This window comes from Clostridium sp. AF50-3, from assembly GCF_003477445.1.
Lineage (GTDB): Bacteria > Bacillota > Clostridia > Lachnospirales > Lachnospiraceae > Otoolea > Otoolea fessa.
Genome location: NZ_QUDH01000020.1, coordinates 1 through 17,509 on the forward strand (window position 1 = coordinate 1; position 17,509 = coordinate 17,509).

Annotated in this window: 11 protein-coding genes and 1 pseudogene; 2 read left to right on the plus strand and 10 right to left on the minus strand. The window is 48.8% G+C overall.

The annotated features are described in order from the left end of the window. Positions 1-614: pseudogene (locus tag DW085_RS19245) on the plus strand (hypothetical protein); the annotation flags it as partial. 429 nt (positions 615-1,043) lie between these two features. On the opposite strand, the gene ligA reads toward DW085_RS19245, so the two are convergent. From ligA to DW085_RS16355, 8 genes are all read right to left on the minus strand, one after another. After that, the gene (gene ligA / locus DW085_RS16320) at positions 1,044-3,119 is read right to left on the minus strand and encodes an NAD-dependent DNA ligase LigA (RefSeq protein WP_118493708.1); all 2,076 of its coding nucleotides are present in this window, start codon (positions 3,117-3,119) and stop codon (positions 1,044-1,046) included. An 89-nt stretch (positions 3,120-3,208) separates the two neighbouring features. Then, positions 3,209-3,526, minus strand: a complete 318-nt coding sequence (locus DW085_RS16325; protein WP_118493711.1) for a hypothetical protein — start codon at positions 3,524-3,526, stop codon at positions 3,209-3,211. Positions 3,527-3,559: 33 nt separating this feature from the next. Continuing rightward, the gene (locus DW085_RS16330) at positions 3,560-5,167 is read right to left on the minus strand and encodes a PIN domain-containing protein (protein WP_118493714.1); all 1,608 of its coding nucleotides are present in this window, start codon (positions 5,165-5,167) and stop codon (positions 3,560-3,562) included. A 393-nt stretch (positions 5,168-5,560) separates the two neighbouring features. Continuing rightward, the gene (locus DW085_RS16335) at positions 5,561-6,766 is read right to left on the minus strand and encodes a helix-turn-helix transcriptional regulator (RefSeq protein ID WP_182430911.1); all 1,206 of its coding nucleotides are present in this window, start codon (positions 6,764-6,766) and stop codon (positions 5,561-5,563) included. A gap of 10 nt (positions 6,767-6,776) precedes the next feature. Continuing rightward, entirely contained in the window at positions 6,777-8,039 is a 1,263-nt protein-coding gene (locus DW085_RS16340) for a hypothetical protein (RefSeq protein WP_118493720.1), read from the minus strand. 262 nt (positions 8,040-8,301) lie between these two features. Further along, positions 8,302-9,528 carry a hypothetical protein gene (locus DW085_RS16345; RefSeq protein ID WP_118493723.1) on the minus strand — a complete coding sequence of 409 codons (1,227 nt, stop codon included), beginning with the start codon at positions 9,526-9,528 and terminating at the stop codon, positions 8,302-8,304. Between the two features lie 361 nt (positions 9,529-9,889). Continuing rightward, the gene (locus tag DW085_RS16350; RefSeq protein WP_118493726.1) at positions 9,890-10,708 is read right to left on the minus strand and encodes a hypothetical protein; all 819 of its coding nucleotides are present in this window, start codon (positions 10,706-10,708) and stop codon (positions 9,890-9,892) included. 85 nt (positions 10,709-10,793) lie between these two features. Next, a complete protein-coding gene (locus tag DW085_RS16355; protein WP_118493729.1) occupies positions 10,794-12,587 on the minus strand; it encodes a hypothetical protein in 1,794 nt (597 codons plus the stop codon). A 1,258-nt stretch (positions 12,588-13,845) separates the two neighbouring features. Here DW085_RS16355 and DW085_RS16370 point away from each other — a divergent pair. Beyond that, positions 13,846-14,547: a hypothetical protein gene (locus DW085_RS16370; protein WP_118493738.1), complete on the plus strand. Its 702-nt coding sequence runs from the start codon at positions 13,846-13,848 to the stop codon at positions 14,545-14,547. 203 nt (positions 14,548-14,750) lie between these two features. Here the strand turns inward: DW085_RS16370 and DW085_RS16375 are convergent, their stop codons facing one another. Further along, complete coding sequence (locus DW085_RS16375; protein WP_182430912.1) at positions 14,751-15,644, minus strand: ADP-ribosylglycohydrolase family protein; 894 nt, start codon at positions 15,642-15,644, stop codon at positions 14,751-14,753. A 197-nt stretch (positions 15,645-15,841) separates the two neighbouring features. After that, complete coding sequence (locus DW085_RS16380) at positions 15,842-17,404, minus strand: hypothetical protein (RefSeq protein WP_118493743.1); 1,563 nt, start codon at positions 17,402-17,404, stop codon at positions 15,842-15,844. Positions 17,405-17,509 lie beyond the last annotated feature (105 nt).

Sequence of the window (17,509 nt, forward strand, 5' to 3'; positions counted from 1 at the left end):
GATATAAAAGGATGCGTCAGAAGCTCCGGGCCATCTACCGGAAGAAAGCAGCCTATATCAAGCAGGATCATGAGGAACGGGCCAATCGCTTTTTAGCCAATGCGGATACTACCATCTACGTCGAGCATATGGACTATCGGGCCTTACAGAAACGGGCTAGGAACACCTCCAGAAAGGAAGACGCTTCCCCGGTGAAGCAGAAAGATGGTACCGTAAGGCTCATCCGGAAGTTTAAAAAGAAGAAACGGTTCGGACGATCCTTAAATAACCGGGCCCCGGCTTCCTTCATCACCATCCTGAAACGGAAAGCGGAACTCCTTGGTGTAGCCGTCCTGGAGATCCAGACCCGGACCTATAAGGCCAGCCAGTATAACCACGTAACAGGGGAATGCGTCAAAACGCTCCTCTCGGAGCGCAAGAAGGAGATTGACGGGCATACCGTCCAGAGAGATCTCTACAGTGCGTTCCTGATCCAGAACCCGTCCGACGATCTGGCCACGCCGGACCAGCAGGCATGTAAGAAACGCTTCCAGAACTTCCTGCAGTTGCAGGAACGCCTCATCCAGACAATGAAAAGCACCGGGCAGAGTATGCAGCAGTGCTTTGGATTTTAAATATGAACTTGAAAAAACGTAACTCATAAACCTGTCATAAGAAACACGTAACCATTTTTATATCCTGGGAGTCCGGCGTACTCCCGTGGGGTCAGCCAGTAGGTCCCGGATCGAACGCATCCCCCAAACCCGTAAAACCCGGTCTATATCCATTCTTAGGGAATGGTGATGCCCGGAAAATAAGGGAAGTCTCAATCTATGGGAACGATACCTTTCCGTGAGGAATTCTCACAGGGAAGCTCGTGACTTTAGTCATGAGAGGACGTCACGGCCGTATATGTGGACAAGGAGAAAATATAGGGCCATGTCTTGTGATTGAGATTATATGATTTTTACAAAAAATGGACCCCGCTCCATGTGGAGTGAAGGGTCCATTGTTTTGTTATTTTCGTCTGGGGCTAATGCGCGGTTACCAGTTCGTATATTCGATTATTTTCCGAATTTTTCTACGAATGCGTCTTCCGTCAGCACTTCAATCCCGAGTTCATGGGCTTTCTTGCTCTTGGTACTCATCTTTGCCGTGCTGCCGTCTTCCGGCGCATTTTCGACCAGATAGGAGGTTTTTGCTGATACAGAACCAGCTACCTTTCCTCCACGCGCCTCGACGGATGCTTTGAACTCGTCGCGGTTTTTGTAGATGTGGACGCTTCCAGTGATTACAAAGGTCAGGCCCTTTAAGGACTGGTCTGTGCTCTGTTCCGGTTTTTCTATTTCCAGCTCTTCCGCCAGGATGTGGAACATCAGGTTCTTTACGGCATCTGTTTTCGTAAACCGGCACCAGTCATAGACAGAACGCGCCTTAACATCTCCGATGCCGTCCAGGTTCACCAGCTCCTCATACGATGGATTCTCATAATATGCCAGGAACTGTTCCAAGTCTCCGCTCCAATGTGCGGAAAGTTTCTTTGACAAGTCATTTCCAAGGAGCGGGATTCCGAGAGCAAAGAGGAGTCTCTGGAGTGTGGTCTTTCTGGATGTATCAATGGCGTCCAGAAGGTTTTTCCAGGATTTTTCTCCCCATCCGTCTCTTGCAGCTAATGTTTCCGGAAGTTTCCCCTGTGTGCGTGCTTTTAAGGTATAAGCCTCTGCCGGGTAGCGTTCCAGTAATTTTACCTGCTGCAGGTCTTCGATCTGGGACGGCCCGAGCCCTTTGACGTTTAAGCCGGAACGGCTGAACGCATTGACGAGCATTCCCCTGGTTCTTGCCGGGCAGTTTGCGTTATCGCAGTGCAGGACACGTATTTCATTGCGGTTTTCGATTCTGGCTGGCTGTCCGCATACCGGGCATCGTTCCGGTACTTCGATCGGACGCATCTGTTTCAGATCGCCTGTTGTCTGCAAATAAATCTGTGGGATGATCATGTTTGCCAGTCCGACCTGGATCTTGGAGCCGATCTGCAGAGTGGAGACGGCGTCTTCGTCTTCGGATGGAATATGCTCCATGACGGATAAATTGTGCATGGAAGCGCGGGTTACGGTAGAACCGGCACCAAGACGCACCGGATCGAAGATGGCGACCGGAGTGATGATACCCGTCTTTCCAACGGACCACTCCACGTCCTGTAATACCGTTTCCTTCGTTTCATCCGTCCATTTCATGGCGATACTTCCGCGTGGGTGATGTCCGGTACTGCCAAGTCCTTCGGCATATTCCTGGTCATTGTAGGAAAGAACCAGTCCGTCTGTCGGGTATGGATTTGACGGAAGTGCTTTCTGCCAGTTTTCGATATCCGAAAGAATCTGGCTTGCATCCGTTAGGCAGAACGTGACAGTCTGGATACCCTGGGCCTGTAAAAATCCGAAACGTATATCCTCATAGCGGAGTGATTCCTCTTGCGCGTCCGGCTCAACAAGCTGGAAGGCGTAGAAACCAATCTCCCTTTTTCTGGATTCCCGGCTGTCAAGCATCTGGATCGTTGCGGATGCGAGGTTTCTCGCATTCTCATAGATCCCACCATTTTCCTCATTGACGCGGTCAAATTCTGCGTAGGTCATGACTGCTTCCCCTCGGATTACGATATGGCGTTTATCCGGGATGGTCTCCGGGAGCCCTTTAAAAAATCTTGCATTGTGTGTGATATCGCTTCCTTCGACTCCGTCTCCGCGTGTTACAGCCTGTACCATCTTTCCCTGGTCGTAGGTCACAACGACGGTCAGACCATCCATTTTCCAGGAGAGGATCCCCTGTTTGCCTCCAAGCCATTCTGTGAGAGCCTCGCGTTCTGCGTATTTCACTTTATCGAGAGATAAAGCCTCCTGTTTGTGTCTTACCTTTTTTAATTCTGAGACCACAACCGGAGCTCCGACTGTGATGGTCGGGCTTCCTTCATACGCAAAGCCGTGTTCTGTTTCCAGGTCCTTTAAGCGTGCGAGCTGTCGGTCAAATTCATAATCTGTCATCGCGGAAGTCCCGGTATTGTAATACTGCGCCGCCGCGATCTTTAATGTTCTGGTTAAAAATGCCTGCACATCCTTGTCTGTTTCTGTTAATTTTCTGATCTCCATTTTTTCTCCTTTGTTTTCGCATAAAATATGATGACTGTGGTTTGAGGTAAGCGTAGTGATGCTGAAGTTTGTCCTGTCACATGCACGGATTATTTTTCCGCCTCAACAATTACGATGTACTCTGTTCCTTTAAAATGAAACGTCCATTTTCCATCGTATGCATATCCGGGTTCGGTCCCCGTCTGCTCGCATCCGTTCTGGAATAACACACCCTCTGTATACGGAGTGTCATCTTCGCAAATCACCAATTTGATGTCTATCTCGATCCCATCCGGAAACTTTGCGGTATGGGTAATCGCTTCGTCCCGCTTATACCCATATTTCTGGTAGATCTCACTTCCCGTGAGACCCAGCAGGTTATTGATCAGATCCATTTCTTTTTTTGATAATGTGATTGTCTGTGTCATATTTTCCCTCTTTTTCTTTTTCTTTTTCGTTTCTTATCGGAATTTTGAATAAACATCCTGTCTGGCTTTTAAGATCTCCTCTTTGGGGACCTTTGCTAAGAACCCGGCCGCACCTTTCGCAAAATCCTCTGTCCGGAAATCCGGGTGGAGCAAAAGAATTCTGGAATTGACTGCCGGTGTCGTAGCTGTCGCATGATGTTTTTTGCAGAAGCTGCCATAATAACATGACATGATTTGTACCCAGCGTTCCTGCTCTTTTGCGTTCCTTTCTTGAAAAGTGGTCGAAATGACGTCTGTTTCCCGTTCCTTCTTTGTTTGCGCCTTTGGTAATGCGACGCTGCAGGACGGGATCCTTGTTACCGGCATCCCGCGTTTAGTCCAGAATGCAACAGTTGCGTCATAGCCGCGGTCGTCCGAAATGATTTTAAAATCATTCTTTTCCGGGTCACATGCGGATAATAAGCATCCGAGTGCGCTGATCAGCTGGAAATCCATGGCATTTGCCGTTCCGGCGATGCAGCTTTCCAGTCGGATCTGATCCGGTCTTCGCAACAGCTTTTCCGTAATACGGTATGGGAGTGCGGGGGAGTGATCTGTATAAAACAGATGGATCATTTCCGTATCCTTTAACCCTGTGACCAGCCGTTCGATGATCGGGGTTCCAAAGTTTTCCGTATCCACCAGGTAATGCGTCCGGTAGCGGATCACGTCCTTTAACAGGCGGACCATATACTGATCCGGGTGGGCATTTCCTGTTTCCGCTTTTTCTTCCTGCACATCTGTCGACCTGACCCATGCATCATCCGGTCCGTCATTCTGAATAGCGGTATCCGGTTTCTCCCGGACTTCCATGACCGGCTCCATTACCTGGCTTTCTTCCTGTACCAGTTTTAATTCCGTTTCCGGTTCTGAATCCGTTTTATATGATTCACAAGCCTGGAGGAGATCTGCTAAATTCATTTCGGCTGTCATATGCATTTCGTGTGTGGACGGGTCTGTGGATGGGCGTGGCCTGAGTGTTTTCATGCGAAATTGCTCCAGTTCTCCGCGTTTTGCAAGGTCAATGGCCTGCGCAACCACCGGGATCATGGTATCGTTTCGCGGATAGAATCTGCGGTTTTCCTTCATGAATACCAAGATGTCCTCCATAGCCTGGATGCTTTGATCCAGGGTACCGTTTTTTTCAGCTTCCAAGAGGATATCTCCCGGAGTCCTACCTTTCCATCCGGTAAACCAGAAGGACACCCGAAAAACATCCGGAAGACGTGTTCCTTTTGTCATGGCTGTTTTCTGGCCGCTCTCACGGCTTTCCTGCGAAACGGACTGTCCATCAGACGGTTTTTCTTCCTTGCCATCCATAATTTCCGGCATGGTGCTTTCTGTTGTTGCCTGTACTTCCTGGATTTCCGGATCATGCGGATCGGCCATCACCTGGATTTCCTGAATGCCTGTTTCCGTTGGCTTTTGGCTCTCCGGCGTTTCCTGGGCGTTTTCTTCCGGTCTTTCTTCCAGCAGGTGCTTCCTGCGGTACCAGTTGGACTGTGCGGATGCAGCAGTCATGCCGGTCGCTTCCGCAATCTGTTTCCAAGTCATGTGCTGTTTGCGGCATTCCGCAATCCTTTTAACGATCTCAAGCCACACTGCCGTTTTATCCGGCTTCTTATCTGTGTCTTTTTCTTTTGTTATTTTTATTCTCCTTTCATTCCTTATTGTGATGATCGTTCGGTATCAGTATGTGGATGATCCGGATCGAATCCTGCTGTTTTTTTAATTTGGTTTTGGTTGGGTGTTCCCGGGGAACACCTCTTATCCTTAACCATTTTGGCATTTGCGTTGGTAATATCAAAAACCCGGGTACGCTTTGCGCGTCCCGGGCTGATGTATTCCGGATATCGGGTTTTAACTGTTTTTCTTTTGTGAGTCCCACTGTAGCAGGAATGTTTCTGCTATTGTTGGGATATCTCTGTCCTGGAGTGACTCTTTCCCATGGGAATGGAGAACAATTGCCGCGCCGGCTCGGAATAAGTACATTTCTTATCGCAGATATTCCCCGTAACGGTCCGTATCGTACCAGTTCCTGACATCCCGGTAAGTCACGTGGCGGTAGTAACAGAGCCCGAATTTCGGAATACCAAGCTCTTTTGCGTAAAAGTACAGCCGGATCCGGATTTCCTTGGGACAGTCATCTGAGCCATATGCATTTTCCGTCATGATGAATGCGTCACGGCTTTCCTCCGGCAGCGCTTCGCATGGCTCCATGTATAAAAATTCACGGTCTTTCATGTAGGGTTCGTTTTTTAATTCTTTCGTCATAATGGTCGCGATGACCGCGCCAGTCCCGGTCCCGCCGCCGTGATCCGTGAAGGCGTTAAAGACCTGGTCCGGGTCCTCGCCGTCGGCTACGGCGCGTTTCCACAACTGGATACGCTCCGGGTCCGTGCAGAAGGTACTGCGATGGTTTGATAAAAAATCTATGAAACCCGGCGGCGTCTCCTTATATGGGAGCCCTGGCCCAATGCTGACGGTTTCATACGCCTCCCCGCCAAGCAGGTACTGTAACAGGCGGTGTGCTGTATCGGCCGTTTTCTTTTCTGCGGCTTCCCTTGATGTGATCTGTGTCTCTGTCCCGTCTAACATCCGTTTCACGTCCATTCCCATAATCAGGAATTTGCCTGCGGTCGTCTTTGCGTAATAGATGGTAAACGTGCTTCGGCATACATAGTCCGCATTTCTCCATGTCAGATCTATCTGCATGGAATTTTCCGCCTGCCGGTAAACCGTGCTGTCGCACGGCATTTCCGGTCCGAAATGGAAGGATAACGCATCCGCATGCTCCGGACGGTAGAGCATATCAAAGGCTTCACATAACCGTTCGATCGTCTCACATACCAGATGATATTCCTGTCCGTCTTTTAAGAAAAATTCCTTAAAGTCCCGGACCAGTCTGGCGGCCGTCGTATGGATATCTTCCACTTCGTATCCGCAGGACACTAAGAGGTCCTTTAAAGTTACCGTCGGCATGTGTTCTGCCATGGTCTTTAATGTGTTCTTTGACGGTCTCGCGATCACTTCCTGGTTTAACAAGCGGTTTAAATGCGTGTAGCTGATCCCGGATACCCGGGCAAATTCGCGCTGTGTGCGGATCCCGATGCCTTTCCGCAGCAGCCTGCGGAACTCTTTAAACTCCTGCCCGCCGTGCGGATCTGTTTCCTCGCGGGTCTCTTTCTTTAAATCTCCCATAGGCTCCTCCTTATGACCAGATGTACTGTTTGTTGAAATAGATACGGAGAATTTCGTGAACCGGTCTCGCGATCGCAAGCAGGAACTCGCGGTCATCCGGATCGTCTTTGTTTTCTTTTTGTTCACTCTTTTCTTTTTCGTCTGCCTCTCTATCCCCCATAAAACAGGAGACGGAGCCTAAGATGGCCTGGTCGGTTAACCAGCGGAGTTTATCCGGATCTGCCTGGTAGGACGAGAACACGTTCTGAAGCAGCCAGGTGACAACCGGCTCCATCAGTTCCAGGACGCGGTCAGCCGCTTCCTTTGTTCTGACTTCTGCCTCTGCCTCGGCTTCCGCATCCGGTCCATCTTCCTGGTCTTCATCCGGTTCTTCCTGATCCAGGCTTTCTTCATAGGCGCGCCACCGCTCGGTTAATTTTTCCCTTTCTACTGGAAGTGTCAGAAGCCCGGATAAGTCGGCAACCTTTTCCGGTGCCGGGTTCATGATCATGTTGGAAAGTTCATCCAGGGAACTGATCGGATACGCGCGGTATGTCTTCGGAAAGGCACGCAGCCCGTTGCTCACCAGGCAGTCAACTGTTTCCTGGAGCAGACGATGCTCATTGATGCGGATGATCTGCGGGAATGGGATATTTAAGGCTAAAAGCCTGCGGATCCGTCCGGACTGGGAAACGACCCTCTCGTATAAGCGATTTATCGCAAGCGGGATGAATGCTGGTTTCCCGCCTTCCCCTGGGCACCCCATGTAACGCATGCACGCCGGCATGACCGGGATGCAGTGCAGGATGTACGGTGCCTCGCTTAATCCCTGTTCAGCAAGGAGTGTTGCGACCGCTTCGGTTTCCGTCTGAAAGATCTGGTCTGTGTCCGGATGCTCCTCTTTCCATGCGGCAGCCTCTTTATCCGTATATGTCCTGGTTCCGCCTGTCCGGTCTTCTCCGGTCAGGATAAAGCGACTTCCATAGATCACGGATTCCAGGTCACGTAAGCTCATGTGGAGTTTTGCCGGAAGGGTAGCCTTGCGCCCCCTGGTGTACTGAATGTTTACGACCGGTTCTGCCAGTTCGATGTGTCCCATGCGGTCCGGATGGTCCCCGGGGATCATACCAAAGATTCTTTCATCCTGTAGGGTGCCGGTGAAATCCCCTGCGTCTTCTCCGTCTGTGGTCATTTTGTTTACTTCCCCGCGGGATGCCTCGCGGACCTCTTCATCCGTCACATCCGTCATGGATGCGAATTCTGCAGCGGTCGTACTGTACCATTGTTTGATCATGTGGTTCCTCCCTTTTGTATGTGATTGCTTTTTATGTTACTTTTTATCTTTGCTATTATCTTAGTGCATATTATTACTTCTGTCAAGCGTTTGATTACTTTTTATTTTGTCATAGTTATTTTGTTACTTTTTAGCAAAAAAAACAGACAGTCGTGATGACTGTCTGTCTGGATGTATCTGTTGTTTTCTTATTTGCTTCTCAGGTGCAGTGTATCGAGCCGGCTGCAGGCGAGGGCACGCATGAATCCGTAATACGCATCCTTTAATGCCTGCTCTTCTTCTTTTGTGAGCGGATCCTGCGGGGCTGCGTCATCGAAATGCATGATCTCGGGTTTTTTAAGAGATCTGCCACGCTTTCCGCGATCACATAGGTGCGGTCTGATAATGGTACCAGATAGGTCGCAAACGGAAGAAAACGGTCGGCCAGGCATTTGAGCCATGCGGTCATCTGTCCGGCGTCTTTCGTCCTTGCGATCTCCCTGAGGTATAGATCGTCAGTCTGTTCCGGTCTTTCATGATCCATGACGGTTTTTAATTCGTCCTTATCGAATTCGCTCTGGTCTACCGGAATCGCGGTTGCGGAGTCTAAGTACTGGCAGAGCACGGCAGCGCCATGTTCCATGGATACGGCATAACCGCAGTTTTGCCAGTCTGCTGGCACAAGGACCGGGATGCTTTTTTCTTTTGATTCGATCTCGTCGCGCTGCATGTATGGAGCTGTCATATCACACAGGCTGGTATACATCCACAGAGATTCCCGGTCATATTCTCCGTTTGCCGGTTCGCCTAAGATCATGTTTTTCAGATCCTCCGGGAGATCTCCGTCTTCCAGACGCATGCACGGGATGTCTTCGGTCTCTTCGTCCAGTTCGCCCTCTGGGCATGGTGTCCATGCGTTGGCATCCAGGTCATAAAACCACCGGTTCTTTTCCTTATCGGTCTTGAAACATTCTTTTGTCAGTGTGACCAACTCGCTGAGCGGGTCCACATCCCCATCCTCCGGTACGTAAAACATGATCTGCTCCGGAGTCCATTTATCGGAATCCAGCTGGATGGAAGTAACGCAGACCGTTAAGGTGTATGTGGCTGATTTTGCCTTTTTAACAAACTGGAGGTACGGACCGTCCCATAATAATACCCTTTCATCCTCCGCATCAAATGACTCCCATGCATCATCGTTTAAAAAGTCATCCAGGCTTTCCTCTGCCAGTTTCCAATTACTTAAATCCATATGCATGGCTTTTGTTGTGGCTTCCGCTGCGGTAAAGATCTGCTGCGCGATCCGGTTCTTTAATGTGGCACTGAATTCCTGGTATGCAAGTGCATCCATAGCCCGCTCAAGCGGCAGCAGTCTGGGTGATCCTAAGTGCGCTGCGGGTCTGGCGATCAGTAAGAGCAGATTATCTGTTGCTGTTTTTCTGCCTTCTGTTTTTATGGCCGCATTCTTTGTAAACCGGTCCCCTGCGCGAATGATGGTGTTGTTCTTCATGATTTTGTTTGTACCGGTGGCCCGGTACGTCCTCCTTTCGGTATGATATCTTCAGTATGTATCATGCGCAGGGTTCCTGTTTTTGCGGATAACACTTTTTGGTCAAAAAAGAAGGACGCGTCACAACGTCCTTCTGATTGTTTTTGTAGAGGGGAGAGGAGTGCCCCGGGGGGCGTCCGGGGTTTGGCCGCTCCTCTTGTTTTCGTGCTTGTTATGGGTACAAATCTTACTGTGCCGCATTTCTCATCGCGGCCCGCACGACACTTACGATCGTTTCCGAAAGTTCCTCCACGGATGCAACCGTCCAGCAGTATTGTTCTTCTACCAGTTCCTCGTCTCGCGACAGGGCGACATGGAAATATCAGTCCTGGTTGATGTTCTGTCCCAGCCTTACGAGTAGTGTATGGTCCTTATCCAGTCTGTGTGCCCACCCGGTTTTTTCGAAGGAGAGGTTATTGCCTCTTCCGTTCCAGCGCATGGGGTTTAGAACTGCCATACAGGATGCGGCCAGAAGATCAGCCGTGTTTTTGCTGATGCCACCGGACGCCTTAAGCGAGACCTGTGCTAAGGCCATCTGAAGTCCGATCTGCCACATGTAGACTCTGGCAGATAACCGTTTGCCAAACCTCAGGTATACAGCATGGCGCCAGTTCGGCTCCATTTCCTCTAAGATGTCGCATATCTCTTTCGGATAATCCGTACCCGCGACTTCATTTTCGGAAAACCATATACGGAGTCTTTTCACGGAATCTGTAATCGTATCACTCCAGTTTTCGTGATGTTTCTTTCTCCAGCATTCTTCCGCAAACTGAAGATCCGCTTCGATGTCTTCCGGTTCGTAGGTAAACATGCCTTCTCCGCACCGGATCTTCTCCGCAAAGTAGCCGATGTCGGAGACCAGTCCGCTTAACTGTTCAACCTTCAGTTGGTTCGAAAAGCAAGCAATGGCGTTTCCGCAGTCTCCGGTAATGATGATGTTTCCCTTCTCCAAGTCGATGATATATCGGCTCTGATAGGTACCGCTTCCATCCCGGTTCTTCCATTCCAATCCCAGGATCCCGTTTTCCGTGCATGATACCGCGCCATCCGGTCCCTGCCCATCTTTGCTCCATGGCAGGATCACCGCCTCAAAATTCTGGTACCGCCTCCTGCACATGTCCTCGATCTGTCTTTCTGTCATTTTTTCTTTCTCCTTTCCTTTTCTTACATTGTTTCGTGTTCAGTATGTAGACGGAGAGAATGGCGGCATGACAAATTCTTGAAGATCAAGTACTGAATTGGTCATTGTCGGTGACCGGTCCATCCTGTCCTTCCTGCTCATCGGTTAGCACCTGGCCGCAGTCTGATTCCTGCTCGGTTTTTGGGTCTTCCCCCTGGCCGGCCTCAGCCCCCTGTTCCAGTCCGGTCAATGATGTTGATGCTTCTGATGCGGTCGCTGTTTCCGGTATGGGATCCGTTTCCGCCGCGGGAGTTTCTTCCGCCTGCAGTGCCAGCCATTCCGTGCTGGTGCCCTCTGTTGCTGCGGTTGAAATGATGCCGTTTGCGAAAATGTTACCGTACCAGGAGACTCCGCCACCGTATGTCTTTTTGCTGTCGATCGTGACGTACCCGTGCAGCAGGTCCAGCGCCATCTGCGGTTCGTACTGACGGTATCTCGCGGTCGTCCCTTTTTTGCGACGCCCGACATTCTGTTCCGCAAGGACGGTATTCCGGAGTGTATAGAGCCTGCAGATCATTTCCGCGTCTGTCAGGTCCGGACGGATCTCGGAAAGATACAGATCTGTCTGCGTCCCGCAGTTTACATTGACTGAAAAGAATGCCGCCTGCACTGCAATATGGCGCGTGGACAGCTGATAGCCAGCTTCGTCCATCCGTTTTCGGAACACGTCCCAGTATCTCGCACGCATATATTCCAACTGGTCGGTGATGGCGGCTTCGTAAGAGCGGGCCATGGCAGCGGAGAACGCGTCCCGGAGGGCCGTGTTCCCGACGAGTGTTTCGTCGCCGTCCACAGCATTTAAGTACGCGGATAATTCTGCCCAGAGTCCCGGGTGTTTCCCGTAAGCGTACCGGATAAAATCCGTCAGGTCGTACCGGTAATCAAACTGGCAGATCCCGTATGCGCGTCCCCGGTCCCCCATGATCATCTGTCCGCCGGACGTTTCCCCGGCGATGGATAGCATATAGAATTCGGCCGGCATCCCCGCGATTGTAAGGCCGGAAAGTGTCCCTACGGACGGATCCCCAGATGCGTCCCAGAGAAAAGCTGGCAGGGTTCCATCTGGCGGCATGAGATATCCGTCCGAATCAGCAGCCCGTCCGTCCGGTGTTGCCGTGTTCACGGCAAGCCGTCCATCTTCGTAAAAGTAAAAGCTGTCCGAATCTTCCTCATCTGGGATATCCACATATCCGGTCACCATTCCGGCATCCGTCATGTAGTACCATTCGTCATGGTACAATAACCACCCATCATGGAGGGCACCGTCCGGATCAAAATAATACCAGGTCCCATTTACCTGCTGCCAACAGTCCGATGCCATGCACCCGGACGCATCCATGTAATACCAGATTCCGTCTTCCTGTTCCCATGTGTTTTTTACAACCATGCCGTTTTTGTAATAGTTCCATTTCCCGGCATGATTTTTGTGGAATCCGTCCGCGATATAGGATTGCGTCTGAACGCTTTCCGTTTTTCTTTCTGAGTCCAATGTTCCGGCTTCCGACACGGTCGCTTCTGATGCAGTGGCGGCTTTTGATATTCCTTCCGGCTGTATGGTTTCCGCAGCGATGACTGGCAGGCAGCAGAAACAGAGGAATGAAATTACGCCTGCTGCCGTCCGCATCTGAAGCTGTTCTATTTTTTCTTTTCTTTCTTCTTTTCCTGTTTCGTGTTCGATTCCATATTCCGGCTCGGCTTCCTGTCGGTTGCGTTTGATCCCGACAATCAGATCCAAAGCCGATTTCCGGATCCGGCTGGAAAAATTCCGGATTCCGTTTTCTGATTCCGTTTCCTGTTTTTCTTCCACGGTAAGTCCTCCGTTCTTTTGATATGTCAACATCTTCTCCTATATGGGTGTTCCCGGGGAACACCTGGACGAGCTGTTTTTAAGATACGTCCTGCGGTGTTTCTGGAAAAACGCTTTCAGTATGTGTGACTTTTCCTTTTTTCGTTTTGCGGAAGATATGGAGGATATCTGGAAGTGGTACGGAAAGACGTCTTTTTGCGTCACCCTTAAGGGTGCCACTTTATCTTATCCGCAAGGGGTACCGGAGGACGTCTTTTTGCGTCACCCTTAAGGGTGCCACTTTATCTTATCCGCAAGGATATCAGGCGTGGCTTTCTTTTCTTTTTTCTGCATCTTTGCTCTTCTTTTTTCGCAGATATGGGGAATTTGTGGTGTTTTCCGCCGGAAAAGTCCGAAATACGTACTCTTTTCTATGGCTTCGATACGCGGATATCGTTAAACGGCAGCGAAAAGGATGGAAAAGAAAAATCACAGAGGGACGTATAACCGTACTACTCTCCCTGACATCAGAACCGGCTATTTTCCCGGAGCCGAAGGACGGGAATTTGCGTCGGTGGGGCTTCAAAGGTACGTCTGAACGTCTTTCTTCTATCACTCTGATGGATATGGCATATTCCGGTTTTCTTTTCGGGATTTCTTTCTGCACTTTCCTCCGAATCCTTATGGGATAAGGGTTTTTTCAACTAAAACGTCGGGCGGTATGACCGGTTTATTTTCGTGATTTTTATCGTGATTTTATGGGATTGCCGGGATTTTGCGGTGGGAAGGGGACAGGGTGCGTAGGACGGTTTCTTATGCAGACACTACTTTACAGGCTCACGCCCAAACGAAAGCATCTGCCGCTACCTAAGAACGCGGTAAAAGAGAATGGATTTATCTTCGCGTCTTTAACTTCTCTATTCTTTTCATTTTTTTATGTTTCTGTCATCCAGATCGTTTCCTTCACAAACAGAAAATCTCAGTCGCCACTTACGAAAATCGGAGATAAAAAAGCCCTTATTTTCCGATTTTTGCCCTTCTTTTTTCACCACATTTAAAAAACCGCAAAGCACTTGCGACACTCTAATACGTAATATAAACTTCCGTTTCCATCTGAGTGGCTGCAAACTCTTATTTTACCGAGGTTCTTGTCCATGTATAAAAAATTTGCGACACTCTAATACGTAATATAAACTTCCAAAACCATTTTACCGGGTTTTGAGTCGTTAATTTTTTTTGGCCTGAAATTTACAATGCCAGAATCCATACTGTAGACAAAACGATAAGAAATTGCGAAAGGAGAAAATGTGTGATGACGAAATATGATATGACAGCGATCCGGTATCTGGAACCTGGATTTTTACCGCTGGCGAGAAACAGGAAAAGTTACATCTGTCCAAACTGCGGATCCGGTTCCGGGAAAAATGGTTCCGGCATGACTTCCAGGGATGGGGAGTATTGGAAATGCTGGAGCTGCGGACTGTCAGCAAACAAAGTAGAACTGTTCCGAATTCAAAATTCTTTAAACTATGAGGAAGCCTGCGCCGGGATCTTGAAATTTTACGGGATTGTGCCAACACCAATCGGGGAGACATCAAAAAAATCCGCGGTATGGCTGAGCCAAGAAGAAGCAGACGCATTGGCGGTTACGAATACCGGCATGCAAATCAATACGCCGGATGGGGAAAAGATAGTCAGCTTTTGTGGGCTGTATGAACAGGATCCACAGCTTTATTGTTCGCTGATCATTGCAAGAGCGGAAGAAATGACCCGGAAGTACCAAAAACTATACCGTGCATGTGGCAACAGACTGGCTCCGTATGCTGCGATGGTTTATGACTACCTGGGTGATCGGTTTGACGATTCCGCTTATCAAAAAATGCGACGCAGGCTGGAAAGCAAAATACAGATTTGTGATAAGCTGCGGGTAGTCTACTTAAAAAAGCAGGAATGGTTGGCCAACCAGAACGCGCAGGCAGGCACTATGCGAACAGGAAGGAGTCAGACCAAATGAGAAATGGATTCTGTTATTACGAAAACGGGAGACCAGAACGAATCAGCATGCGAAAGGCTTATCGCATGTTCCAGACGGAAGTGTCCGAAGAGCAGAAAAACCAGGGGACTACTTTTTCCACCTGGCTTTTCGAAATGATCAAAATGCAGATTTTCTGCTGACTCATATGACTCCGGCAGCCTTATGCTGGGGTCATATTTTTGTTACGGTGCGAGTCTGGCTCGTAATTCGACCGGGAAATGATCCTTGTATTTTTTAAGGAGTTCCCCGGGAACACCATTGTACAACGCTCCGGCTAACGCTCCCGTTAATGATGGTACGCTTTGCTTGTCGCACGGATATGTTTGTGCGGTGCGGATTGCGGATGTGAACCGGTCAGAATGAATCAGGTTAAACAACGCTTCCGGAACAACAATGATGCAACTGTTATCCGTAAGCTGATAGGATGGAGTTCCCAGCAGATCATCCATGGTCATGTCGACGGTAATACGGCCATGCGAAAAACAGTATTCCACCGGCGCAGTATCTTTTCCGTAATGATTACAGGCATATCGTGTGATCTCTTCGATTGTAGCTTGATGGAGCGCCATCCACACGCACACAGCCGAAACGATGCTGCCGCGCATTCCCTCCGGATGCCAGGACAGATGATAGGAACTCATAGCAGCCATCCGGATCACTTCTTTCGGATCATCAGAAAATGCTCCGGCTACGCATCCACCAATCGCCAGCGCACTGTCAAAACCGGAAGCACTGTCGCAGAGAACATTATATTTTTTGCTACATTTTTTTACGGTCTGACGGCAGATATCAGGCAGCATATCGACTGACGCATTCTTTCGTTTCAACTCTTTTAGGGCCATCCAGACAGCAAGTGCATGGATATTGCTACCATTGCATTTTACTGCATGTTTTCGCTCACGATTTTTTTTCACAATGTCATCGGACGCCATGCAGGAACCAAGAAATGCCCCGGCCAGCACCTTCAGTCCGGCTTCCGGACTATCTCCGCACGGTTTGTAATTTGCCGGCTGCTCCGGCAGAAACCGCGCGGTATACATTGCAAGAGTATCCTGCACGAACAGTTCTTTGCACATGACATCATTTCCAGAGTTCTTTAATGCATTCCCAGTATGATCTGTTATTCCTTTTTTTTGCGGCAAGAAGAACAATGGCATGTGATTAACCTCCCTCTCATTTTTTACAGTATGTACCAGTTTTGTGAAATCATCTGGTTTTGCGGATAACACTTTTTGGCACAAAAAGACCGGAGCTTGATCAGCTCCGGCCTCTCTCAGGTCGCTTTCTTATTCTTAATCTTCTTTTCTGTTTCAATGGGTGTTTCAGTCGCAGTTACATCAATGACCGCATCTGATCCCTTTTGTAGAACCCGGATATCATTTTTCTCCTCCAGACTGAGCGGCATCCATGTGATGATGAATTTAGAATTCACCACTGTGTACTCTTTGATTAGAAGTTTTTTCGATTTCATTTCCTCGAAGACTTCTGAAAATTTCTCAATCCTGGTTGCTTTACGTCTTGCATCCAGCCGGTACAGGAGCATCAAGTCAATGATGGAATATTCATGGCTATCGCGATTACACATGCACAGGTCTACGGCGCGATCCTTTTTGAGTGGTGCATAAAGTATTACACTGACTGGATTTTTTAATTCGGAGATGCGCGCTTTAATAACTGTAGATAGCCGATGCGATAAGATATCCTCGGTTAAACTCCATCCGATTCGAAGCGTGTAATAACCACCCTGTTTTTCGCGTTTCGAGGTTTCCGTTTTTTTGAGTGCGGGGTTGTCTATGATAACGCGGTCAAAAAGCTGTTGAATAATCTGTCTCCCGTCCGCTGTGATTGCTTCCAGTTTTGTATCGATCATGTTTCCGAGGCGGGCTTGGACTAAGGTGTATGATTTCTGTCCGTACGACTTTGCTTCCGGTGAAACCACTTTACAGAGTTCTCTAATCGTGCCTCTAACTTCCAGAGTTGGTTTTCCTCCAATGCCGCTTCTTAAAAGCTCAGTCACACCCTTTGTGCAGAGATACCCGAACAGATCCATATCTTTTAAGTCCCACGGCTTTTTAGAGATAATTTTTACGTGGTTAATTCCCTGCTCATCCGGGAAAAACGTGTCCCGTAAATACTGGGATGTTACAACTTCATATTCTGTATCTTCTTTTTTGCTGCGAATGACTTCGCCGTAAAACCCACGTCCAACGCTGTCCGCCGGATAAGCAACGTATTGATTGTATTTCGGAGATGTAGAACAACACAAAATAAATTCCTCAAGGTCGATGCGCAGGAATTTTTCAGCTTTTCGACGATTATCAGCCGACAACAACGTGAAGTATGGGTATTCGTAAAAGCCGTGGAATTCTATCTGCGTCTGAGACTTTTTTCCGTAATCCTGATCGCTTACCAGTTTGCGGAATGCTTCAATTTTGGATGCGACGATCTCAACACTTTCTTCTGTGGTCATACCAGTCGCATCGCACATGATCATCAGGGTAAACTGGCTGTACGGGGATCCAAGGCTCGTAGTCGGATTTCCACTTAACGCCTTCTCTTGGTCGTGGTCAAGGTCCTCGAACAGACGTTTTAATTGATAACGTCGTTTTCTTTCTAATGCCTTCATGACATTTTGTTCCGGTGTTTTGATTTTTTCGTAATAGGTAGAGTCCGTTAGATAGATGCGTTCCAGCAAATGGTCTTCGACGATTTTCGTGACTTCATCATCTACGCAGAAATAATCCTTGCACAAGCTTGCCAGCAGAATCGGGATATCTTCGCTGATCGTCTTAACAAACTGGTTTAAAATACCTTCGGTTAAGAATTTGTCCTCCACTCCTCACGCCTCGCTTTCTATTATTATATTGCCCTGTCGCTATTTTATACGAAGCCGACGCATTCCGTCAAGGCAGAAGCATGCGTTGCAGCTTTATATTTAGCA